17 protein-coding genes are annotated in these 22,781 nt (G+C 61.7%); 10 read left to right on the top strand and 7 right to left on the bottom strand.

Annotation, left to right across the window (positions count from 1 at the left end):
* The first annotated feature begins 70 nt into the window (after nt 1–70).
* Nucleotides 71–1,156, top strand: a complete 1,086-nt coding sequence (locus L0U81_RS24480) for an aromatic ring-hydroxylating oxygenase subunit alpha (RefSeq protein WP_233806565.1) — start codon at nt 71–73, stop codon at nt 1,154–1,156.
* Entirely contained in the window at nt 1,153–2,118 is a 966-nt protein-coding gene (locus tag L0U81_RS24475) for a PDR/VanB family oxidoreductase (RefSeq protein ID WP_233806564.1), read from the top strand. Before L0U81_RS24480 ends, L0U81_RS24475 begins: the two co-directional genes overlap by 4 nt.
* Nucleotides 2,119–2,157: 39 nt before the next feature.
* Here the strand turns inward: L0U81_RS24475 and L0U81_RS24470 are convergent, their stop codons facing one another.
* The 3 genes from L0U81_RS24470 to L0U81_RS24460 form a co-directional block, all read right to left on the bottom strand.
* Nucleotides 2,158–4,608 carry a penicillin acylase family protein gene (locus L0U81_RS24470; protein WP_233806556.1) on the bottom strand — a complete coding sequence of 817 codons (2,451 nt, stop codon included), beginning with the start codon at nt 4,606–4,608 and terminating at the stop codon, nt 2,158–2,160.
* A 55-nt stretch (nt 4,609–4,663) separates the two neighbouring features.
* On the bottom strand, nt 4,664–5,053 hold the full coding sequence (locus L0U81_RS24465) for a Fis family transcriptional regulator (RefSeq protein ID WP_233806554.1): 390 nt from the start codon (nt 5,051–5,053) through the stop codon (nt 4,664–4,666).
* A 188-nt stretch (nt 5,054–5,241) separates the two neighbouring features.
* Complete coding sequence (locus L0U81_RS24460) at nt 5,242–5,982, bottom strand: 3-ketoacyl-ACP reductase (RefSeq protein ID WP_233806552.1); 741 nt, start codon at nt 5,980–5,982, stop codon at nt 5,242–5,244.
* A 339-nt stretch (nt 5,983–6,321) separates the two neighbouring features.
* Between L0U81_RS24460 and L0U81_RS24455 the strand changes: the two genes are divergently transcribed.
* Both L0U81_RS24455 and L0U81_RS24450 read left to right on the top strand, forming a co-directional pair.
* On the top strand, nt 6,322–8,022 hold the full coding sequence (locus L0U81_RS24455; protein WP_233806550.1) for a Na/Pi cotransporter family protein: 1,701 nt from the start codon (nt 6,322–6,324) through the stop codon (nt 8,020–8,022).
* A 330-nt stretch (nt 8,023–8,352) separates the two neighbouring features.
* Complete coding sequence (locus L0U81_RS24450; RefSeq protein WP_233806548.1) at nt 8,353–8,625, top strand: hypothetical protein; 273 nt, start codon at nt 8,353–8,355, stop codon at nt 8,623–8,625.
* 143 nt (nt 8,626–8,768) lie between these two features.
* On the opposite strand, the gene L0U81_RS24445 is transcribed toward L0U81_RS24450, so the two are convergent.
* Both L0U81_RS24445 and L0U81_RS24440 read right to left on the bottom strand, forming a co-directional pair.
* Complete coding sequence (locus L0U81_RS24445) at nt 8,769–9,170, bottom strand: DUF3597 domain-containing protein (protein ID WP_233806546.1); 402 nt, start codon at nt 9,168–9,170, stop codon at nt 8,769–8,771.
* A gap of 197 nt (nt 9,171–9,367) precedes the next feature.
* Nucleotides 9,368–10,462, bottom strand: coding sequence for a porin (locus L0U81_RS24440; protein ID WP_233806544.1), 1,095 nt, complete (start codon nt 10,460–10,462; stop codon nt 9,368–9,370).
* A 987-nt stretch (nt 10,463–11,449) separates the two neighbouring features.
* Between L0U81_RS24440 and L0U81_RS24435 the strand changes: the two genes are divergently transcribed.
* The 5 genes from L0U81_RS24435 (at nt 11,450) to L0U81_RS24415 (ending at nt 17,575) form a co-directional block, all read left to right on the top strand.
* Nucleotides 11,450–13,210, top strand: coding sequence for a tannase/feruloyl esterase family alpha/beta hydrolase (locus L0U81_RS24435; protein ID WP_233806542.1), 1,761 nt, complete (start codon nt 11,450–11,452; stop codon nt 13,208–13,210).
* Nucleotides 13,211–13,710: 500 nt separating this feature from the next.
* Nucleotides 13,711–15,069, top strand: coding sequence for an MFS transporter (locus L0U81_RS24430; RefSeq protein ID WP_233806540.1), 1,359 nt, complete (start codon nt 13,711–13,713; stop codon nt 15,067–15,069).
* A 72-nt stretch (nt 15,070–15,141) separates the two neighbouring features.
* Nucleotides 15,142–16,167, top strand: coding sequence for an amidohydrolase family protein (locus L0U81_RS24425; RefSeq protein ID WP_233806538.1), 1,026 nt, complete (start codon nt 15,142–15,144; stop codon nt 16,165–16,167).
* Between the two features lie 2 nt (nt 16,168–16,169).
* Complete coding sequence (gene ligK / locus L0U81_RS24420) at nt 16,170–16,853, top strand: 4-carboxy-4-hydroxy-2-oxoadipate aldolase/oxaloacetate decarboxylase (RefSeq protein ID WP_233806536.1); 684 nt, start codon at nt 16,170–16,172, stop codon at nt 16,851–16,853.
* A gap of 5 nt (nt 16,854–16,858) precedes the next feature.
* The gene (locus L0U81_RS24415; RefSeq protein WP_233806534.1) at nt 16,859–17,575 is read left to right on the top strand and encodes a substrate-binding domain-containing protein; all 717 of its coding nucleotides are present in this window, start codon (nt 16,859–16,861) and stop codon (nt 17,573–17,575) included.
* 34 nt (nt 17,576–17,609) lie between these two features.
* Here the strand turns inward: L0U81_RS24415 and L0U81_RS24410 are convergent, their stop codons facing one another.
* Together L0U81_RS24410 and L0U81_RS24405 are read right to left on the bottom strand one after the other, a co-directional pair.
* A complete protein-coding gene (locus L0U81_RS24410; protein WP_233806532.1) occupies nt 17,610–18,626 on the bottom strand; it encodes an ATP-grasp fold amidoligase family protein in 1,017 nt (338 codons plus the stop codon).
* Between the two features lie 60 nt (nt 18,627–18,686).
* Complete coding sequence (locus L0U81_RS24405) at nt 18,687–19,658, bottom strand: GlxA family transcriptional regulator (RefSeq protein ID WP_233807937.1); 972 nt, start codon at nt 19,656–19,658, stop codon at nt 18,687–18,689.
* Between the two features lie 838 nt (nt 19,659–20,496).
* Between L0U81_RS24405 and L0U81_RS24400 the strand changes: the two genes are divergently transcribed.
* Nucleotides 20,497–22,749 carry a polysaccharide biosynthesis tyrosine autokinase gene (locus L0U81_RS24400; RefSeq protein ID WP_233807935.1) on the top strand — a complete coding sequence of 751 codons (2,253 nt, stop codon included), beginning with the start codon at nt 20,497–20,499 and terminating at the stop codon, nt 22,747–22,749.
* Nucleotides 22,750–22,781 lie beyond the last annotated feature (32 nt).

Raw genomic sequence — 22,781 nt, 5'->3', positions numbered from 1 at the left:
CACATTGAGTACACTGAATCACAATGAGTGCACGGAATGAGTCGCACGAATAACAAGGAGTGAGACTGACATGTTCCCAAAGAATGCGTGGTACGTCGCCTGTATGCCCGATGAAGTCGCGGATAAGCCGCTCGGCCGTCAGATCTGTGGCGAGCCGATGGTTTTCTATCGCAACGCGCAAGGCGCCGTGATGGCGCTCGAAGACTTCTGCCCGCATCGCGGCGCGCCGCTGTCCCTTGGTTTCGTGCGCGACGGCACGCTCGTGTGCGGCTATCACGGCCTCGAAATGGGCTGTCAGGGCAAGGCGACCGGCATGCCGGGTCAACGCGTCAACGGCTTTCCTTCGATTCGCGGCTATCCGGTGATCGAGCGCTACGGTTTCGTCTGGGTGTGGCCCGGCGATGCGGCGCAGGCCGATGCCGGCAAACTGCATCATCTGGAGTGGGCGGAGAGTGCCGAATGGGCCTATGGCGGCGGGCTTTATCACATCCGCTGCGACTACCGGCTGATGATCGACAACCTGATGGATCTGACGCACGAGACCTATGTGCACGCGAACAGCATCGGGCAAAAGGAAATCGACGAAGCTGCGCCGAAAACCGTGGCCGAAGGCGATACCGTGCGCACGAGCCGTTTCATGGAAAACGTCGCGGCGCCTCCGTTCTGGAAGATGGCCTTGCGCGGTAATGGCCTCGCCGACGACGTGCCCGTCGATCGTTGGCAGATCTGCCACTTCACGCCGCCGAGTCACGTGCTGATCGAGGTCGGCGTCGCGCATGCCGGGCATGGCGGCTATCACGCGCCGGCCGACAGGAAGGCGTCGTCGATCGTGGTGGACTTCATCACGCCGGAAACGGAAACGTCGATCTGGTATTTCTGGGGCATGGCACGCAATTTCCGTCCCGACGATGCCGCGCTGACCGCCAGCATCCGCGAAGGGCAGGGCAAGATCTTCAGCGAAGATCTGGAGATGCTCGAACGTCAGCAGCAGAACTTGTTGCGTTGGCCCGAGCGCAATCTGCTGAAGCTCAATATCGATGCGGGCGGCGTGATGTCGCGTCGCGTGATCGATCGGCTCGTCGAGCAGGAACGCGCGCAGACCGGCGCGCCGCAAGCTGAAGTGACGCGCGTGATTCCAGTGCGGACGGCGACATGAATCATCCCGTCCTGAATGTCGTGGTTGCGCGCCGGCGCGACGAAGCGCTCGGTATCACGAGTTTTGAACTCGCGAGCGAAAACGGTCAACCGTTGCCCGCTTTCGACGCCGGTTCGCATGTCGACGTGCATTTACCCAATGGGCTCGTGCGGCAGTACTCCCTGTGCAATGATCCGCGCGAAACGCATCGCTATCTGATCGCGGTGCTGCGTGATGAAGCGGGACGCGGCGGATCGAAAGCCGTGCATGATCTGGTCCGCGAAGGCGACCGCCTGCAGATCAGCGCGCCGCGCAATCATTTCGCGCTCGCTGACGATGCAGCACATCATCTGCTGCTCGCGGGCGGTATCGGTGTCACGCCGATTCTCTGCATGGCCGAGCGGCTTGCCGCCACGGGCGCGTCGTTCGAGATGCACTATTGCACGCGTTCGAAGGAACGCACGGCGTTCGTAGAGCGCCTCGCGCAGGCTGGCTTTGCGAAGTCGGTCCAGCTTCATCACGATGACGATCCGGGGGGATCGACGTTCGATATCGAGCAGGCGCTGAGCGATGCGCCGGCCGGCACGCATCTCTATGTGTGCGGTCCGCGCGGCTTCATGGACTTCGTGCTCGAGACCGCGCGCGCCAGGGGCTGGCCGGAAAACAGGCTGCACTACGAGTTCTTCGGCGCACCCGCGAATCAGGCAGCGACGGGCGGCAGCTTTCAGGTGCGCATCGCGACCAGCGGCGCAACCATCGACGTACCGCCGGAATGTACGGTCGTCCAGGCGCTGGCCGCGCATGGCGTCGAGGTCATCACGTCGTGCGAACAGGGGGTGTGCGGCACCTGTCTGACGCGGGTGCTGTCCGGCGAGCCGGATCATCGGGATTCGTATCTGACCGACGAGGAACGCGCGGCGAACGATCAGTTCCTGCCGTGCTGCTCGCGCGCGAAATCGCCGCTACTGGTGCTCGATCTGTGAGCTTTTGCGGTACGACGGGCGTGCTGCCCGTCGTACCGCTCATTGCGCTTTCGCATCAGACGAACTCAGCGTGCGGACACTCAACGCAGGATCGTGCGCAATCGATTCTTCCGAGAAGGGGATAAGCGTCCAGCGTTGTGCTGCGTAATCGCGCGTACCGTCGGCGTAGTGCGCAGACGCCGGATCGTCCGATTCGGACGGCGCGAGCAGCGTGTGCGCGATCACCTGAGCGCCGGCGAACGACACGATCTGCAAGTACGTATCGCCCATTGGCTTGACGTTCATCGAATAGCCACTCTCATCGAACGGGTGCGCGGCGCACGCCGCGGTGAAATAGCCGCCCGCATCGCAACCACCGAATAGTGGAATGCGCTCGGCGTTGCGTTGCACGTAGAGTGCCGCGCTGCGCGGCGCATCGATCGCGATGCCGGCGCGTTGCAGGGCCGCGAGCGCGTCATGGAGCGCGGCGGCGAGCTTCGCGGGATCGGCGGTGATGCCCGCGGGCGTGGTTAATGGCTTCGCGGGATCGAACGGCACCGCGTATAGCTGCGCGGGCGGAATCGTTAGTAGACGCCGCCACAGTTCGTCCCACAAGGTCGCACCCACTGCGCCGGCCGCTGCCGTATCGTCCCATGCGGCGAGTACTTTGCACGCCGCGCGCTGTTCGTCGGCGTTCGGATCGGCCGGCAGGGCCGCGAGCGCTTCGCTGCTGCACAGAAGGTCGAGCACTGGTTGCTTGAACAGCAACGCCGACATCGAGCGGCTATCGAGTGCCGCGTGGCCGAGCGCATCCGCGGAAACGCCATGCGGATCGGTCTGCAATTGCGCGGCAATCGTATGACCGAGACGTGTGCGCAGCGTCTGCGGCGCGCTGGTCGCGCCGATGATCTTCGCGTAGCCGGTCAGTGGAGCGGCCGGGTTACTGAGCCAGTAACTGTCGTTGAAATTGCCGACATAGTCGCGCCGCAACAGCGACGGCATTTGCGCGACCGGCAACGCATGATGCTGCACGGCTGCGGCCTCGTCGCGCCAGTCGCAGTCGCCGCGCGAACCGTCGAGGACCGGCACGCCGGGCATCATCTGAGCGAGTGCCTTGCCGACCGGCGGCGTGCAGCGCTGCGCGAGGTCGTCGGGCACGTCCGGGATCGCGCCGATATCCGCGTACCAGACGCGCGGATCGTCGCGGCCGATCGCGATCGTGTTGACCCACGGCATGGCCGCGTTCTTCTTCTGGATGCGAATGAAATCATCGAGCGAAGTCGCCTGATTCCATTCGAGGAAGTTTTCAAACGCGCGGAAGTTGTCGACGTTGATATCGCGTAACGCGAACGCTTGCTGCGCATTCCACGCGAGCGCGGGCGACATCGCGCGGAGATTGACGAGCGGACCGTAGCGCGAGCGGTACAGCGTGCGCGACACGGTATGCAGCGAACCGTCGTCGGCGCGCACTTCGACGCTTACGCGCGTTGGTGTCATCGCTTCGGTCTTGCCATCGACCTGATATTGGGTCGGCGCGCCAGGCACGAGCGTCAGCTCGAAGAGGCCGAAGCGCTTCGCGGTGGACACGGTGTGCGTCCACGCGACGTTGTCGTTGAAGCCGATCATGACCAGCGGCACGCCCAGAAAAGACACGCCACTGACGTTCAGCCTGCCTGGAATAGTGAGCTGAGCCTGGTAGAAGCGATCGGGGCCGGTCCAGAACCAGTGCGGATTGCCGAGCAGCAGCGCGCTGCCGATGTGCGTCGCGTCCGCGCCGAACGCGAGCGCGTTGCTGCCGATGCCTGCGTGGCCGCCGAATTCAGCGAGCGGTGTATCGACATGGCCGTCATCGGGCAATGCGCTGTGCGGCGGCACCGGCGTGGCCTGCGGCGGTTGCGCGGTCGCGATCGCATGGACGAAGCGCGCTTCGCCACCAGCCAGATTCGCCGCGTACTGACGCCGATAGATATCCGCGTTGCTAATCCTGCCGAGCCACGGCTCCGCGCGGCAATCCGCATGCGCACCCGGAAAATCACCGTGCGCGAGATCGGCGACGTAGCGGTTATAGCCGGCGACGAAGCCGTCGATCAGCGCGCGCATGTCGTCCGTCTGGCTTCTGCGGTAGCGCGCGATGGCGGCATCGTCGGCGATGAAACGGAAGAAGAAGTCCGAGTTGAGATTGTCGGACTCGCCGAACGTCGCGCCTGACGCGGGGCGCGCGTTCGCGCCGAAGAAGCGAGAGCGTTCGCCGCGATAGGTGACGAAGCTTTCGGCCATCGTGCACAGATTGTCTTGTGCCTGTACGTAGCCGTATCCGTAGCCGAGGCTGCCCCAGTCGTCGGCCTTGATGTGCGGAATGCCGAGCGCCGTGCGGCGGATCTCGGCGCGATAGGGGCCGGCATGCGTGACGCTGTCGGTATCCGGGCTCGCGCAGCTTTGCAGCGCGGCGGCGACGGGCAGGGTAATGAGCAGCGCGGCGACGCGGCGCTGCAGGGAGACGTTCGAACGCATGGCTTTCGTGATTGGGCGGACGTTGAGCGGTGACTGGCGTGTCGACCGCGCTTCGCTATGCAAGGTTCCCGTTGCAGTCGCCCGTGCCGTTGGCGGCGCTGAAAAGCATCTTCAGCTTCGCGTTGACGGCGATCAACTCCTGCACCGGCGCTGCCGCGAGTTGCTCATCGAAGAGCGTGAGAACCTGACCGAGTAGCGCGTACGCGTCGTGATCGACGGCGCAGATGCCGGTTTCGAGTCCCGCCTGCCGGCAGCGCAGAATCACGCCCTCGGCGTCGCGGAACAGTTCGGGTACGGCCAGACCAAAGCCGCGCTGATTCAGCAGCATCGCCATGTAAATGGCCTGCGCCATGCTGCCGACATGATATTGATTAGCGACGCCGCTGCGTAATGCCTCGAGCGTCATGTGATAGTCGAGCGAGATTTCGCCTGCTTTGGCAGGCACGAGTGGCCGCAGCATCGCCTTCGGGCGCGTGCGTGGCGACTTCGCATGTGCATCGCGAGGAGGGCTCGCTTTTCTGGCCATAAGCTCACTGAGGCGCCGGCTCGCGGCGGGCCGCGATACCATCGCGGAACCTGAAAACGTCGAGAACGGAAAACGGCTGCGCCGCGTACAACGCGGCGCCGTTCCCGTTAGCCCATATGCAGACCGCCGTTCAGCGAGAAATCCGCCCCGGTCGCGAAGCCCGCCTGATCCGAAGCGATCCACGCGACGATCGACGCGATTTCTTCCGGCGCGCCGAGACGCCGCACCGGAATCGTCGCGACGATTTTTTCCAGCACTTCCGGACGGATGGCCTTGACCATGTCGGTGCCGATATAGCCCGGCGACACGGTGTTGACCGTCACGTTCTTGGTAGCCACTTCCTGGGCGAGCGCCATCGTGAAGCCGTGAATACCGGCCTTGGCGGTAGAGTAGTTGGTTTGCCCGAACTGGCCTTTCTGGCCGTTGACCGACGAGATGTTGATGATGCGCCCAAAGCCTCGCTCGACCATGCCCTCGATGACCTGCTTGGTCACGTTGAAGAGGCTCGTGAGATTGGTGTCGATCACTGCTTGCCAATCTTCGTACGTCATCTTGCGGAACATGCCGTCGCGCGTGATGCCCGCGTTGTTGACGAGCACGTCGATTTCGCCGACTTCCGTCCTGACCTTCCCGAATGCTTTCACCGTGGATTCCCAATCCGCGACGTTCCCCTCCGAGGCGATGAAGTTATAGCCGAGCGCCTTCTGTTCTTCCAGCCATCGGGCTTTGCGCGCCGAGTTCGGGCCGCAACCCGCGATGACCGTGTAGCTTTCTTTATGCAGGCGCTGGCAGATGGCGGTTCCGATGCCACCCATGCCGCCGGTTACGTAGGCAATGCGATTTGCCATAAGTCCTCCTTCTTGTTTGGGGTGAGTAGGAGCAAGTTTGAATGGAGGATGGAGACATTATTGGCAGCCGCCATCAGGCGGGACGATGGGCATTTTTACCTAGGGGTTAACTGCCAAATCTGACATCGAGAACACGTCGGCGCGGCGCACACGCGGCACCGCCTTCCGATTTGCCCCCAATCCCTTGCCTGCGCGCCATCTTCCTCTTACCCTTAGCGTTAGCTTCAGATATCTGCCCCGGACTCAGTTAAACCGACTGCTTGTCCCGTCATCGATCCGGGGCGCGGAGCTGTCCAACGTTCCTGCGTCTATTCGCGTGATCATCAAAGGCACATCAGGATGACTGATTATCTGGCTGACGTCGATTCCGTGCGCTTGAACCTCGTTGGGATCATCGGACTGTTGATTGGCGGTCTCGCGCTGTTTCTTCTCGGTCTGGAGTTCCTGACCGGCGGCCTGAAGGCGATCGCGGGATCAAGACTGCAGTCGCTGATCGGCGTCCTGACCGCGAACCGGTTTCGCGGCGTGTTGGCAGGGGCCGTCGTGACCGCGCTGCTCAACTCGTCGACCATCACGACGGTGCTGATGGTCGGCTTCGTGTCCGCCGGGCTGATGACGCTAACCCAGTCGGTGCCGATGATCATGGGCGCGAACATCGGCTCGACGATCACCGCGCAGATCATCGCGTTCGACGTGTCGCGTCTGACGCCATTCATGCTGGCGGTCGGCTTTGCGCTGCACGCGTTCGGCCCGCGCGAGCGGCTGCGGCAGATCGGCGGCGTCGTGATGGGGCTCGGGCTGCTGTTCCTGGGCATCCAGCTGATGGGCGAGTCCACGCATCCGCTGCGCACGTACCAGCCGTTCATCGACGCGATGCAGGATATGCGCAATCCGCTCTTCGGCATCATCGTGGGGGCGGTCTTCACCGCGATCGTGCAAAGCTCGGCGGCGACGCTCGCGGTCGTGATTGCGTTGAGCGGCCAGGGCTTGATGCCGCTCGAAGCCGCCATCACGCTGATTCTCGGCGCGAATGTCGGCACCTGCGGCACGGCATTGCTTGCCTCGATCGGCAAGACACCGGAGGCGGTGCAGGTCGGCGTCGTGCATCTGATATTCAATGTCCTCGGCGTCGCGATCGCGCTCTTCCTCATTCCGCAGATGGCGCAGTTCGTGCGCTGGGTATCGCCGTCGCATCCGGAGCTCGAAGGCCTCGCGCGCCTCGCGGCCGAGGCGCCGCGTCAGGTAGCCAATGTGCATACGCTCTTCAGCGTGGCGAACACGCTCGTGCTGATCTGGTTTACCGATCCGATTGCGCGGCTCGCGCAACTGGTCGTGCCGAAGCGCGCGAAGGCAGCCAAACCCGCGGGCGATCCGCAGTATCTCGACGAGTCGTCGTTGACGGTGCCCTCGCTTGCACTGCAACGTGTGCGTATCGAACTGACCCGGCTTGGCGCACAGGTGCTCCACGTCGTGCAACGCGGCTCGCAGATGGTGTCGACCGGCACGATGGAAGAGATCAATCACTTGCTCGACCAGGATAAGGAAACCGACCGGCTCGCCTTCGAGATCCTTCAATATATCGGTCGCTTGTCGCTCGTGGAGCACTCGGCGGACGAAGGTCAGCAGATGGTCGGCTACACGCAGGTCACGAGCCATCTCGAGAGCATCAGCGGCATTGTCGGCACGACGTTGATGATGGTCGGGCAGCAGCGGATGACGCAGCCGATCAATTTGCTGCGCCTGCGCGATGTGGCAACCACGGAGTTTTCGGAGGCGGTGATCCGCAATCTCGAGCAGGCGATCCGCACGATCGAGGCGCCCGATCCGGGAGTGGTCGCGAAGGTCGTCGATGCGAAAGCCGGCATCGATAAGCTCGCGGCGACCACGCGTCAGGTCGTGCTCGCGAAGCTTCAGCTGGCGGACAAGACCGACGTGGTCACATTCCGGATCGCCATGGATCTGATCGAGCAGGGCCGGCAGATCGCTCACTTTGCGCGAGCCATTGCGAAAATTGGGGCAGCGCTTCAAGAGAGTCAATAGCGCGCGAGCCAGGGTCAGCGATCAATCTATTCGCGCGGAACTGATCGCCAGCACACGAACGTTCGCATTGCGCGAGCGATAAGCTTCTCGCGTGTCATCCTCGTGACACACGCTTACGGAGAGTGGGATTTGCCCGCCTTCACTGCGCGGGCTTTTTTCGTTTCGCGCGGGTTGTGGTATTAGTACCTAAGCGGTCGTGGTAAGTCGATTGTGTGGTGCCCCACAGTAGCTTGCACAATATGCAACGCGTGAGACGATTTAACACACGCCGTGCCCGGAATTTGATAGCCTGTGTCGTAGCAAAGCCTTGAACTCTAGGAGGGCTTCACCATGATAAGGTGGCTTGCCAACTGGGCTTCACAACACGCTCCTACTCCCGAGAAACAGGCCGAGCGTGCGCTGAACAACCTGCGCATGGAACTGTTTCAGGCCGAACAGCTCGTGCTCGACGCACAGTTGCGTGCCGACTACTACCGGGCTCGCCTGACCTTTCTCGAAGAAGTCACGAGAAAGGGAATTGAACAGGTATCGGACGAACGCAAGGGTCCGCTGGAGTCTACGCACCCGCTGCGGCCGGGGCTCAAGCTCACCGCGGCGCAATAGCCGCGTCTACTCCATCGCAATGTGTTCCGTCACCCGCATTCGATATGCGGTTTGCCCGGTTGATCGCATCGACCGGGCAGCCGCGTCCGGATGACGGACTCTTACTACGCTTCGCTTATTGCGAAATGCGTGATTCGTCCTGCTTAACTTGCCAGGTCGGGCGGCAGCTTGCCGCCGTTCGCCGCGAGCGCCTGCATCACCTGCTTGTGCAGCCAGACGTTCATGCTCGCGGAGTCGTTCATGTCCCCGTTGTACTTCAATTCCTGCGCAAGCTGCTTGCGGTGTTCGAGACTGCTGTCGACACCTAGCGCTTTCATCGTGTCGACGATCGACGTGCGCCAGTTCAGCGTCTGTCCGCTTTCGCTGACGAGTTGATCCATCACGGCGGCCACGTCGACGTCGGTCAGCGGTGCGGGCGCGGCGGGAGCGTCGGGTGTCGCGGCTTGAGCGGCGGCCGGGTCAGGGGTCGGTTCCGTCGCGGGGGGAGGTTGGTCCGGCTTCGCTTTGCCGAACAGCTTGTGGACGATGTCGCCGAAAATGCTCATTTCCAAAATCTCCGCGGTTGAATGACGAATGCGAGCGGGAGCGCTCGCAGGACACGCCCCCGTTATGCTACGCGTCTACCACGGTGAAATCGTAATAAATTGTCAGAGCGTAGTCATTCGGCGTGCTCACAGTCGAACTGGAAAAATGGCGTGAAGGGCGGGTTCGCCCTTCACGCCATTCACGATGACTTCCCGAATCAGAAGTGGGTATGCAAGCCGATGCGTGCGATTGCCTGCGTCTGTCCGCTCGATGCGCCGTCCGAGGAGTTCATGCCGTTGATCTGCGCGAAGCCGCCCGAGCTTGCCCGCTGATACACACCCATCACATAGACGCTGGTGCGCTTTGAGAGCGAGTAGTCGGCGATCGCCGCGACCTGGTGCGCGTGATTGTTGTCAACGACCGAGTTGCCCTTCATGTACATATACGACGCGCCCGTGGCGAGTGCCGGCGTGAAGTGGTACTGCACGCCGACCGAGCCTTCATAGACCGAGCCGCCGTTCGCGGAGTTGTGCACGGTCGTGAAGAGCGCATTGGTGAACCACGAGCCGAACGCATAGTGCGCGCCAAGACCCCAGTTGCGCACGCTGACCTGCGGCGAACCCGCGGTGAAGTACTTCACGTTCGTATAGGCCGCGTTGGCGCCGAATGAATTCGCCGCGTAGTTGAGCGCGAAGCTGGTCGAATTGCCCGCGCCAACGGAACCCGCGACGTTGCCGAAGCCATACATCGCGCCCGCGCTGAATCCGCCGAACACCGGGGTCAGGTATTTGACGGAGTTATTGATGCTCGAGCCCGCCATGCGGTCCCAGTTGAAGGCGCCGGTCGGGTTCTGCGGCAGAGCGAGCTTCTGGAACGGACCCGCGCGGAAGGCGTAGAAGTGGCCCGAAACGTCAGCGGGATCGTTGTGACCGCCGAAGAGCGAGTCCGTCATGAAGTCGTACTGATTACCCAGCGTGAGCTTGCCGAGCCGATCGTTGACGAGCCCCACGTACGAAGTCCGGCTGAACAGACTCGAATTGGGCATGAATTGCCCGTTGTTCAGCTGGTACTGGTTCACGAGCTCGAAGACGGCCTTGGTGCCGCCGCCGAGATCTTCCGTGCCTCTCATACCCCACAGGTTCGGGCCGTTGACGCCGTCGTCCATCTTGACGTTGCTCTTGCCCCCCTGATTACTCACGTACGTAACGCCCGTGTCCATGAGGCCGAAGAGCGTGACGCTGCTTTGCGCATATGCTGCCGTCGACATCAAGGTGCCCGCGAGAATGGCGAGAGCGATCTGCGTCTTTTTCATCTAAATGATCTCCTGTTTTATTTAGTCATGCCAAGCGAAGTAATCTGGGTGTGCCGCGCTGTTGGTTCACGTAGATCCCAGTGGGTCCTCGTGATGCAAAACAGGTCGGGCACTGGTGAACGGGGCTCAATATAGTCGGCGCAATGTTTCTGAGGAAGTGGCTTGAACTGCTCAAAAAAACGGATTGATTGAACAGCAGGCTGTCAGACATCGCGGGGTTTACGCGAACTTGCGACGCGGCGCGTTGATTGCGCCATTTCGGAGTTTGTGTCGCAGGTCATTGAAAAATATAAGTTTTATGTTCCCGCCGTGTCGATACGATATTTGTATTTTGTAAGCAAAGATATGAGTGGTTGTAATAATAGGAAGGATCGCGACGAAGGGCTGATAAATAAAACAGAAAGCTCTTCGCGTTAGTTCGCAAAGCGTTTTGGAATAGCGTTGGGTTCGCGCCACAACATGGCAATGGGAATAGAAGCAGTACTTTGCGGAGGTTCTTTGCAACATCACTTCGCGACACGATTCAAGACTCATCACTGCCGAACGGTGCATTTCAATTTCTTTCTTTTCGCATCTAAAAAAATTATCGCCTGACATTGCGCGAAATGCAGGCGCGAGTGTGAGTCGATTGTCTAGGCTACCCGTAAGTCCTTGTTCCATAGGATCAAGCGTGCCGGCGAGCGTCAACACGATGCGCGTGCGAGCGCATCAAAGAGCCGTCGATATCGTTGATCCTTGTGGTTAACCCGCGATTTCTTGTCATTCACCGTCTGGTTAACGTCGCGGCAAAACCCGACGACCCTGTGCGATTGCGCGGCCGCGGTCTGAAAAACGAAGACGTTTCTGAGAGCCGAAGTACTAAAAGAGGAGATATGAATCCATGAAGGTGAAAAAGACATGCGTCACTCAATGTGGCCGCGTGATGCGCGCCGCGAGCGCACGCACGCGTCCGATAGTCGAGCGCCAAAAACATACAGGGGAACAAGTATGAGAACACTGCAGTCTCTGAAGTTGCTGTCGCGTATCAAGGCGCGTAGCGTTTCGTTGCTGACGCTCGCCGGCGTTTGCGCGACGGCCGCGATCGTCGCCGCATGCGGCGGTGGTAGCAGCACGCTCACGTATACGCCGTTGTCGGTCGTGCAGCCTGTGGTCGATTGCTCGAAGCTCGCTTCGATCGACATCACCGACATCGGTGGCGCGGGTAGCTCGATTACGTCGGCAACTGTGACCAACGCAACGGTCAACGGCGCGACGGTCGCATTCTGTACGGTGAAGGGCACGCTCGCTCCGTCGAACACGTTCGAAGTCGCGCTGCCGGTCAGCACGTGGACGCAACGTTTCGCGGAACTCGGTTGCGGCGGTCTGTGCGGCAACCTGAGCGACCCGACCCAGCAAAGCTCGTTCAGCTTCTCGTATCAGTGCCCGCTCGTGCAGAAGGGCGGCTTCGTGACGGCGGCGACCGACATGGGTCACTCGGGCAGTGATTCCACCTGGACCACGGATTCGCAAAAGCAGGCTGACTTTGCGTACCGCGGTCAGCACATCACGACGCTCGCGGCGAAGAAGCTGATTCAGGCTTACTACGGACAGGCGCAGAAGTACTCGTACTTCATCGGCTGCTCGGACGGCGGCCGCGAAGCTCTGATGGCCGCGCAACGTTACCCGACCGACTACAACGGTATCGTCGCCGGCGCACCGGCTGCGCACTTCCAGATCCAGAACTCGCTGTATCACGGCTGGAGCGTGAAGTCGCAAAGCACGACCGGCGACAGCGGGGGCAATGCGATCCTGTACGCCGACAAGGCTACGCTGCTGCACACGGCTGTCGTTGCCGCATGCGGCGGCACCAGCGGCGCGGCCGACGGCCTGCTGGCCGATCCGCGTGTCTGCCATTTCGACCCGGCAACGATCCAGTGCGCGAACGGTGCGACCGACACGAGCAGCTGCCTGACCGCAGCTGAAGTCACGGCCGCCAAGGCCATCTACAGTGGTCCGACCGACGCAACGACCGGTGAGTACATGCTGGCCGGCTCGCCGCAGTACGGTTCGGAAGCGAACTGGATTGGCGTGGAAGTGCCGAAGACGAACTCGACCGCCGGAGCGGTGCCCGTCACGAGCCTGTTCAGCTATTCGATCGTGACCGGCGCGTACAACCTGATCTTCACCGGTTCGCCGACGATGCCGACCATCGACACCTTCGGCTTTACGGACGCAAGCTTCTATCCGACCTACCTGAAGGCAAACCATCCGTTCATCGATGCGACGAATCCGGACCTGTCCGCATTCAACGCTGCCGGCGGCAAGCTGATCCTGTGGCACGGTTGGGCTGACCAGCACATCTCGCCGCTCTTCACGATCCAGTACTACGAAGCGATGCAGAACACGCTGGGCGCGTCCACAGTCGACCAGTTCGCGCGTCTGTACCTGATCCCGGGTGTCGGTCACTGCGGCGGTGGCGAAGGCAACCCGAACATCGACCTCGTGACCTCAGTCACCAACTGGGTCGAGCAGTCCAAGGCGCCGACTTCCGTGATGACGTATCAAACCGACTCGTCGAGCAACGTGACGGCTTCGCGCCCGGTCTATCCGTACCCGGCGGTCGCGAAGTACACCGGTTCCGGCGACTGGCACGACGGCGCGAACTACACGCAAGGCGCACCGCTCTACACGGCAGCCTCGCGTACGTGGGCCGGCTCGAGCTTCTACACGCCTTATACGGCGGCGACGCGCGGTGTCGCGGCGCCGTAAGGCGGGTCGCTCTGCGCGCTAACTGAGTACGAACCGGCCTCGCAAAGGCCGGCTCATCCCGAAGCGGAATGGCCGTTGCGCGGTCATTCCGCTTTTTCGTTTGGGCCCTTTATTCGCGGGGGCAATAGCAATGTCGGTGCGGCGCATCCCCGTCGATCGGCAAAAGCGGGGCGTCTCACGGCCGTTCTATGCGACTTCGTTCGCGCTCCATCTGTTCTGTTTATGACGGTGTGCAAGAAACGGCATTCGGGAGGCCCGCTTTCAGGGGCCACAGGCCTGGCTTGAGCGCTTATCCGGCGTGGCTTTGGGCGAATCGCCCCGGCGTCGCCGGTGCTATGCGGAACGGCGAAAATGCGGATACTCGCGTCCGCCCTATGGTTAACCCGTGCTTTGGCCCGCGAATCGCGAAACGTACCGTCACGCCAGTTGTTCGAGTAAGGCGTGCGGGGGTTCATCGCCATGATGCGCGATGAGACCGATGAAGGAGACAGGAGAGTTTTATGACGGGTGCTACCAGCGGTAACAGGATTGATATCAAGGCGTTCATCGACGAACGGCCGATTTCGCTCTACCAGTGGTTATTGGTAGCGCTGTGTTTTCTGATCGTGACCGCCGACGGCATGGACGTCGCGATCATGGGTTTCGTCGCGCCGTCCATCATTCATGATTGGGCGATTTCGCGTCCTGCGTTCGGGCTCGTGATGAGCGCGGCGCCGATCGGTCTCGTGATCGGCGCATTGTTCGCGGGTCCGGCATCGGACCGCATCGGCCGCAAGTGGGTGCTGATTACGTCGGTGTTCCTGTTCGGCGTGTTCACGATCGCGACCGCGTTCACGCAATCGCCGATGCAGATGGCAACGCTGCGTCTGCTGACCGGTATCGGCCTCGGCGCCGCGATGCCGAACTCGACGACGCTGCTCTCCGAGTACGCACCGCAACGCAAGCGCGCCTTGCTGATCACGGTGATGTTCACAGGCTTCAATCTCGGCTCGGCATTGATCGGCTTCGCGGCCGGCTGGCTGATCCCGGTTCATGGCTGGCGCTCGGTGCTGATTTTCGGCGGCGCGCTGCCGCTCGTGCTGATCCCGTTCCAGATCTGGTTGCTGCCTGAGTCGGCCCGTCTGCTCGCGGTGCGTGGCGCGCCGTCGGAGCGCATTGGCAAGGTGCTCGGCCGGGTGTGCGGCGCGCGCTTTGCAGGCAATGAAGTGTTCGTGTCGAACGAACCGCCGCTGCCGACGCGCAAGCCGATCGGCGTGCTGTTCTCGCAGGGTTTCGGCTCGATGACGATCGCGCTGTGGGTCACGTATTTCATGGGCCTGCTCGTGATCTATCTGCTGACCGGCTGGCTGCCGACGCTGATGAAGGATGCCGGTCTGTCGGTCTCGACCGCGGCCAACATCACGGCAATGTTCCAGATCGGCGGCACGATCGGCGCGGTCCTGGTCGGCTGGATCATGGACAAGTCGCGTCCCGCGCCGGTCATCAGCGCCGCGTATGTCGGTGGCGCACTGTGCGTGCTCGCGCTCGGCTATATCGGCGCGCTGTCGTCGTCGCTCGCCTTGCTCGTGTTCGCCGCAGGCTTCTGCATGAGCGGCGCGCAAACCGGTCTGAACGCATTTGCCCCTGGCCGCTACCCGACCGTTGCGCGTGCGACCGGTGTGAGCTGGATGCTCGGCATGGGGCGCTTCGGCAGCATCTTCGGCTCGGCGATCGGCGGCGCGCTGCTGGGTCTCGGTTGGCAATTCGGCGCGATCCTGGCGATGCTCGCGATCCCCGCCGCTCTGGCTGCGATCGCCATCCTGGTGAGCCAACGCGTGGGCGGCGGCGCAGCAGCAGCGCAGCCGAATACCGCGCATTAACGCTTGCAGGAAAGCGGCGCGCGAGCGTTGCGCGCGCGCCGCTGGTTTAAATTCATCTACTGAGGAATCACGGTGATCATCGACATTCACGGCCACTACACCACCGCGCCCAAAGCGCTGGAGACGTGGCGTAACCGCCAGATCGCGGGCATCAAGAATCCGTCCGAGATGCCGAAGGTGTCGGAATTGCAGATCAGCGACGACGAGCTGCGCGAGTCGATCGAAAGCAACCAGTTGAAACTGATGCGTGAGCGCGGCCTCGATCTGACGATCTTCAGTCCGCGCGCGAGCTTTATGGCGCACCACATCGGCGACTTTGAAATCTCGAGCACGTGGGCCGCGATCTGCAACGAACTGTGCTATCGCGTGAGCCAGCTGTTTCCCGAGAACTTCGTGCCGGCCGCGATGCTGCCGCAAAGTCCGGGTGTCGATCCGGCCACCTGTATTCCTGAACTCGTCAAATGCGTCGAGCAGTACGGCAATGTCGCGATCAACCTGAATCCCGATCCGTCGGGCGGCCACTGGACCAGCCCGCCGCTGTCCGACCGCTCCTGGTACCCGATCTACGAGAAGATGGTCGAGTACGACATTCCCGCGATGATTCACGTGAGCACGAGCTGCAATGCGTGCTTCCACACCACCGGTTCGCACTACCTGAACGCGGATACCACCGCGTTCATGCAATGCCTGACCTCGGACCTGTTCCGCGATTTCCCGACGCTGCGTTTCGTGATTCCGCACGGCGGCGGCGCGGTGCCGTATCACTGGGGACGCTTCCGCGGTCTCGCGCAGGAGATGAAGAAGCCCTTGCTGAAGGACCATCTGCTGAACAATGTGTTCTTCGACACCTGTGTCTATCATCAGCCGGGCATCGATCTGCTCACGCGCGTGATTCCCGTGGACAACATCCTGTTCGCGAGCGAGATGATCGGCGCGGTGCGCGGCATCGATCCGGAGACCGGTCACTATTTCGACGACACGAAGCGCTATATCGAAGCGGCGCACGTCGACATGGAAGAGCGCCACAAGATCTATGAAGGTAACGCGCGGCGCGTTTATCCGCGTCTCGATGCGTTGCTGAAAACGAAGGGGCTGTAATCATGTATGAAATCGGAGTCGTCTATCGCAACATCCAGCGCGCGGATGCGGACGTGGCCGCCAAACTCGGCGCGCTCGGTTCGGCCACCGTGCACGAGGCCATGGGCCGCACGGGGTTGCTGAAACCTTATATGCGCCCGATCTATACCGGCGCGCGCGCGAGCGGCACGGCCGTCACGGTGCTGCTGCAGCCGGGCGACAACTGGATGCTGCACGTCGCGGCCGAACAGATCCGGCCCGGCGATGTCGTCGTCGCGGGCGTCACCGCGGAGAGCACCGACGGTTACTTCGGCGATCTGCTCGCCACCAGCTTCCAGGCGCGCGGCGCGCATGCGTTGATCATCGACGCGGGCGTGCGCGACGTCAGCGTGCTGACCGAAATGAACTTCCCGGTCTGGAGCAAGGCGATTTCCGCGAAGGGCTGCGTCAAGGCGACGCTCGGCTCGGTGAACATTCCGGTCGTGTGCGCGGGTGCACTGGTCACGCCGGGCGACGTCGTCGTCGCCGATGACGATGGCGTGGTCGTGGTGCCTGCGGCCGCCGCGCCAGCGGTGCTCGAAAAAGCCGCGGCGCGCGAGGCCAACGAAGCCGCGAAGCGCGCGAAGCTCGCCTCCGGCGTGCTCGGTCTCGACATGTACAACATGCGCGGGCCGCTCGAGCAGGCCGGGCTGCGTTACAAGGACTGACGGGCGTGGTCGCAGTGATCAACGGTCAAGCCGCGCGCGCGCCGATCACCGGCATTTCATCGATGGCCACGCGCCAGGTGCTGGCCGAACTCGCCGCGTCGTTCGAGCGGCGCACGGGACAGGCGATCGCGATCGAATCGGTCGGCGGCGTCGATGCGGCCCGCCGTGTTGAGGATGGCGAAGTATTCGATATCGTCATCCTCGCCGCCGACGCGATCGAGCGGCTCGTGGCGGCAGGCTGCGTCGATACGGCGAGCCGCGTCGCGCTGGCGCGCTCGGGCATCGCAGTCGCGGTCGCGGCCGGAGCAGCGCATCCGGACATCGCAACCGAAGCGGCGCTGCGCGACGCGATTCTCGGCGCGCGCAGCATCGGCTACTCGACGGGGCCCAGCGGCACGTATCTGCTGAAGCTGTTCGAACGGTGGGGCATTGCCGGGCAGATCGATTCGCGTATCGTGAAGGCGCCGCCGGGTGTGCCGGTCGGCACGCTCGTTGCGTGTGGAGAAGTCGCGCTGGGTTTTCAACAGATGAGCGAGTTGATTCACGTGCCGGGCATCGATCTGCTCGGCGAGCTTCCGGCCGCCGTCCAGTCCACCACGACTTTCACCGCCGCGATCTGTACGCTGGCGCGCCAGCGTGAAGCGGCGCAGGCGTGGCTGGCGTTTCTGGCATCGCGCGAGGCCGACGGCGCAAAGCTGCAAAACGGCATGTCGCCGGCTTGATGGTGGAGTCCAAGCGCCAGCAATGAAAGCGCGTTCAAACCATCAGCTTGCCCCACTCGAAATCGACACTGTCCGGCGTGAAGGGCAGCACGCCCGCGCCGGGTGTAAACGTCAGTTCGCCGAAGTAAACGAGATTGTCGGGCGCATACAGGTCGACCCGCACGTAGTCAAAGTCTTCGCATAGTCGGGCCGCGACATCCAGCACGGCCTGCAGATGCCGCGGGCGCGGAGCAGGTGCCGCGCTGCGCTTGTAGTCGCCGATCGCGATATCGAGGTGATTCCATTCGATGTCATACACGTCGCCGTGCGTCGCGTTACCGAACCGATCCGAGATCACGAGGATATAGATGATCGGCCGCCCGGGCCGGCCGTTGAAGCAGTGCAGCTTGAAATCCGCCGGAATCTGGCCGCGTTGGTCAAGCAGCAGTTGCTCGAAGAAAATGCGCGGCTCGATCATCTCGTAGTGCCGCTCACGCCCAACGCAATAGAAGTCGGTGTGCAGCCATTGGTCGGCGAGCTTCTTGAGCTTCTCGAACGAGGTTTCCGACTTATTTGTCACCAATTCGACGAAGCTGCTGCCATGATTGGCTTTCATCACGAAAGCATCGGGCAATGCATCGAACACTTCGGGCGTGAATGCATCGGGCGCTGCGATCAACGGTATCAGATGCTTGTCGCCGATTTTCCTTGCGATATAGTCCCGCACCAGCAGCTTGTCGCTCAGGCAGACATAGCGAGGATCAGGGTGAAGATTGCGTTGCAGGATCTTCTCGTTGAACGTGACGGGACGAATCAGATGCGGATAGCGGCCAATGCATTTGTGATGTAACAGGCTTAGGAAAAGGGCGTCGGGCAACAGCGTCTTCGCCGCTTCCTTGATCTTTCTCCCAGTAGTTGGTGATTGCGGGGCCGACGAATGCGCACCCGTGTGACGCGCCGGCCGCTCGACGAGCGAAGCCACGGCGGTGTCATCAGTCTGTAAGGAAGCCTGACTTTCCGACGCGATAGTCGCGTCCTTCACATCCCGCCCGGCGGATTTGAAGATCGACATGTTCTGATCCCGTGACGGTCGAGTCGAGAAGTCGTCTCCGGAGTAACAGGGGAATCGAAATCAAAGCGTCAGTGGCGTCTGCCGCAACATCTCGGTCGCGGCGCTCCAGCTTTCCTCCGGCGTTAGCCAGCGTTCATCCGCGTCCGCGTGCTGGTGCGCGCGGAATTGCGTCGGCGACATCCCATAGCGTTCCTTGAATAGCCGCCCGAGCCGATTGCCGTCGCCCATTCCGCAGCGGCGCGCTATCTTGTCGACCGGTAAATCGGTGTTCTTCAGCATCGAGCGAACGATGTCGAAGCGGGTGCGCAGCAGATATTCGAGCGGCGTCATGCCAAACTCGCATTTGAAGCGGCGCTGGAAATTGCGCTTGCTCATTGCCACCGATTCGGCGGCCTGCGCAACCGAAATAGGCTTGCTGTAGTTTTCCTTGATCCAGCGCGCCGATTCGCGAATCTTCTCGGTCGTCGTCGTGATGTTGCCGTCATCGAGCTCCGAGCGGCTTTTCTCGGCGTAACCGGTTTGCAGAATTCGGCCGATCTTGCGGGCCGTGTCGGTATTGATGTCGCGTTCTATCTGCGCGAGCGCGAGATCAGTGGGCGTCACATTGCTTTGCGTGCGCGCGGCGTCGCCGCTGTCGTCGAACAGAAACATCGGCACGATCGATTGCAGCGGGTCGTTGCAGACGACGGCGAGATTCGCCCCCTGCTGCATGCCGAACGACGCGATCGATCCCTGCAGCGAGATCCACGACAGAAAGTGGTCATTCGATTCCGCCACTTCGGTGACGTCGCGGCACGCCACGAAGAACGCGTGGAAATCGGCGAGGCAGTAGCGTTCGAGGCCTTGCGTCCAGATCGATATGCCGGACGAGCTGGTCACGAGACCACCGCCGTCGGACACCACGGTAAACCGGTATGGCGCCTCTTCGCCAGCCGCTCTCTTGAACTCATTGGCAAGCCGAAACGCGTCGCCTATCGCGCCGGTGCTTGCCATCGAACAATCCTGAAAAACGAACAGACCAATGTGCTTCATCACGCTAGCTTCTCCAGACGAGAATCTACGCATTGAGATTAGCGCATCGAATTGGGCGAGACGAGCTTGGCTGGCATGCGCGGGTGTTTTGGCGTAATCGTCCGGATCGAAGAAATTCTTACCGGGTTATTCGTTAGGACAATTGATATTAATTAACATTATACGGAAGTTTTTTCTTGTTCAATTAGCGCGATTCTTGCGGGTGAAACGCTCGACGATCTGCGGAATGCGCCGAGTGGCATGGGTTCGGCGCGATAAGAGGGATAACAACGGCATTCTTTGCACATAAACCGTGCAATTCGGGTTCGGTCGCGATGTACGGCGCCTGCCGTATAGATCTGTTACAGCAATTGCAGATAGCAACAAGGCTTTCCGGTTTGTGTTTCATTTGTAAAAGGCTCCGCATTATCGGCCAATAACACACTACTTTGGGCCGTGCGCGAATGCCTCGATCCTTTGCGGACTATGCTTCACCGCAACATCGAGAGAGAAATTGTCAATCGCGGATTCGTGAATGGCGGGCTTCGCATTCCCTGATTCGTGAGAAGAACAATCGGCACTGCCGCGGTGGATATGCAACGAGTGTGTAGCCTCCCGTGGTTCGAGAGGTCCCGAACACGGCTCCCCGACCTAACCCGACACAGCACGCCGCTTCGCCGTGCTGCCAGCCAATCCAGGGCTTATCCGGCCGGCGGCATTGATGATGACGTGGCGACGCAAAGCGATCTCCGATCGTTTTGTTCATCAACCTGCAAGGATCAGACCGGTGGATTACTATCCGCAAAACTCGCTCTATCCCGCTGTTGATTCCGAGCGCAGGCAGCTCAGCGCCAGCGGGATGCTAACGCTAATGCGCGACCACGTCTGGGAGATCGTGGTGACGACGGTCGTGGTCCTCACGCTGGCCGTGGCGTATCTGTTAATCGCTACCCCGATCTATTCCGCCGACGTAATCGTTCGCGTGGACCCACCCGAGCCGAATGCGCTCGGACTCGCGTTGCAGAACCAGGAACTGATGCCGCCGCCATCGCCGTCGCCGGTCACCGAAATGGCCGTCATGGAGAGCCGTTCGGTCTTGCAGCCGGTCATCGACCAGTTCCGTTTCGACATTTCGGTCAAACCGCTCAAGTTTCCGGTGCTCGGCGACATCGCCGAAAAATTCGCGACGCCGGGTGAGCCCGCCGCGCCGTGGCTGGGGCTCAAATCGTTTGCATGGGGCGGCGAGCGTGTGCAGATCGCCGCGCTCGACGTGCCGCGCGAACTCGAGGAAGAGAAGCTGACGTTGACCGCGCTCGAGAACGGCGCCTACGAATTGCACGGCCCGTCCGGCGAGTTGCTCGCGAGAGGCGTGGTGGGCACGCCGCTCAATCAGAACGGCGTAGCCATGCTCGTGAAGGAACTCGACGCCCGGCCGGGCACGAAATTCGAGGTGATTCGCTGGAACGAGCTGGACGCGATCAAGCGCTTCTCGAACCTCGTCAAGATCGGCGACAAGGTGAAGGACTCCGGGCTGCTGCAAATACAGTATCGCGACAAGAGCCCGGATAAAGCCGCAGCCGTCGCCAACGCATTGGGGCAGCAATACCTCGCATCCGCGGTGGCGAGCCGGCAATCGAACGATACCCAGACGCTCGCATTCATCAACGGTGAACTACCGCGTCTACTCGCCGATCTGCGAAAAGCCGAGGAAGCGCTGAAGAACTTCCGTTCGAGCTCGCAGTCGATGCAGCCGACCAACGAGGCGCAAGCCTATTTGCAGGGCGGCCTCGATCTCGACAAGCAGATCGCGACGCTGCAATTGCAGCGCACGCAATTGCTCGAGCGCTTTACGGAACAGAGCCGCTGGGTGCAGAACGTCGACGAGCAACTGGCGCAATTGAAAGAAGCGAAGGCGAAATTCTCCGATCATTTCAACGGTATGCCAGCGTCGGAACGCGCGAGCGTCGATCTGATCCGCGCTCAGAAGGTAGCGGAAACGGTTTATCTCGGCATGGTGCAGAAGGCCGAGCAATTGCAGGTACGCCGCGCCAGCACGACGGGCGGAGCGCATATTCTCGATCAGGCGATCAGACCGCATATTCCCGTTATGCCTCAGCCGGTTCTCGTGCTCGGGGGCGCGTTGGTACTCGGAATCGCGTCCGGCGTCGTGATGGTATTCATGCGCCGGCATGTAATGACCGGCGTGACGGATCCACGCTACGTCGAGCGTCAGATGAGCGTGCCGGTGTTCGGCGAGATCCTGTTCAGCCATCAGCAACTGCTGCTCGATCGCGACGCGATGAACGTGGGGCGCAAATCGCTGCCGGGAGTGACCGCGCGTGCCCATCCCCCGATGCCGAAGAGCCTGCTCGACATTCAGCTTGAGCACGGCGACCAGACCAGGATTCTCGCCGCGCGCTTTCCGCACGACACGTCGGTGGAAGCGCTGCGCAGCGTACGGACCGCCGTCACGCGCGATCTCGCGCACGCGCGCAACAACATCGTGATGATCATCGGGCCCACGCCGTCCGCCGGCAAGAGCTTCGTTGCCGCGAATCTGGCGATCCTGCACGCGGAAATCGGTTCGCGCGTGGTACTGATCGATGCCGATATGCGGCGCGGTCATCTCGCCTCGCTATTCAACGAGAGCAATCGCGGCGGTCTTTCGGAAGTACTGGCGGAACGGTTGCCGCTGCGCAATGCATTGCGCTCGACCGGTATCGAAGGATTGACGTTCCTGTCATGCGGCGTGCGCCCGGAGAACCCCGCCGCGCTGCTGATGAAGCCGCGGCTGAAAGAGGTGCTCGATCGGCTGTCGGACCAGTTCGATCTGGTGATCATCGATACGCCGCCCTTCCTCGCCGTCACCGACGCGTCGATCATCGCGAACGAGGCAGGCGCGTCGCTGCTGGTATTGCGCTCGGGCATGCAAAGCGAGGATGAAATCGCCGACGCGATCAGAAAGGTGGAGCGCGCAGAAGGGCGCATTGCGGGTGCGGTGTTCAACGGCATTCCGCTGCGTCGAAGCACGAAGAATTACGGCTACGAGACGAACTATGCCAGCGATTTCGGCGAGACCGACGTTGCGCCACGAGCGCGGCATGGCGCCTGAGCGTGTAGATCTTTCAAAGGGGTAAAGCATGC

This window comes from Paraburkholderia sp. HP33-1 (assembly GCF_021390595.1).
Classification (GTDB): Bacteria; Pseudomonadota; Gammaproteobacteria; order Burkholderiales; family Burkholderiaceae; genus Paraburkholderia.
Note: the sequence above shows the minus strand (reverse complement) of the source record. Positions and strands in the feature narration are given on the sequence as shown.

Bases quoted from the DNA above. Each gene is read 5' to 3' on its own strand.
- L0U81_RS24480 (WP_233806565.1), top strand. From the start codon at position 71: ATGTTCCCAAAGAATGCGTGGTACGTCGCCTGTATGCCCGATGAAGTC.
- L0U81_RS24475 (WP_233806564.1), top strand. From the start codon at position 1,153: ATGAATCATCCCGTCCTGAATGTCGTGGTTGCGCGCCGGCGCGACGAA.
- L0U81_RS24470 (WP_233806556.1), bottom strand. From the start codon at position 4,608: ATGCGTTCGAACGTCTCCCTGCAGCGCCGCGTCGCCGCGCTGCTCATT.
- L0U81_RS24460 (WP_233806552.1), bottom strand. From the start codon at position 5,982: ATGGCAAATCGCATTGCCTACGTAACCGGCGGCATGGGTGGCATCGGA.
- L0U81_RS24455 (WP_233806550.1), top strand. From the start codon at position 6,322: ATGACTGATTATCTGGCTGACGTCGATTCCGTGCGCTTGAACCTCGTT.
- L0U81_RS24450 (WP_233806548.1), top strand. From the start codon at position 8,353: ATGATAAGGTGGCTTGCCAACTGGGCTTCACAACACGCTCCTACTCCC.
- L0U81_RS24445 (WP_233806546.1), bottom strand. From the start codon at position 9,170: ATGAGCATTTTCGGCGACATCGTCCACAAGCTGTTCGGCAAAGCGAAG.
- L0U81_RS24440 (WP_233806544.1), bottom strand. From the start codon at position 10,462: ATGAAAAAGACGCAGATCGCTCTCGCCATTCTCGCGGGCACCTTGATG.
- L0U81_RS24435 (WP_233806542.1), top strand. From the start codon at position 11,450: ATGAGAACACTGCAGTCTCTGAAGTTGCTGTCGCGTATCAAGGCGCGT.
- L0U81_RS24430 (WP_233806540.1), top strand. From the start codon at position 13,711: ATGACGGGTGCTACCAGCGGTAACAGGATTGATATCAAGGCGTTCATC.
- ligK (WP_233806536.1), top strand. From the start codon at position 16,170: ATGTATGAAATCGGAGTCGTCTATCGCAACATCCAGCGCGCGGATGCG.
- L0U81_RS24410 (WP_233806532.1), bottom strand. From the start codon at position 18,626: ATGTCGATCTTCAAATCCGCCGGGCGGGATGTGAAGGACGCGACTATC.
- L0U81_RS24405 (WP_233807937.1), bottom strand. From the start codon at position 19,658: ATGAAGCACATTGGTCTGTTCGTTTTTCAGGATTGTTCGATGGCAAGC.
- L0U81_RS24400 (WP_233807935.1), top strand. From the start codon at position 20,497: ATGCTAACGCTAATGCGCGACCACGTCTGGGAGATCGTGGTGACGACG.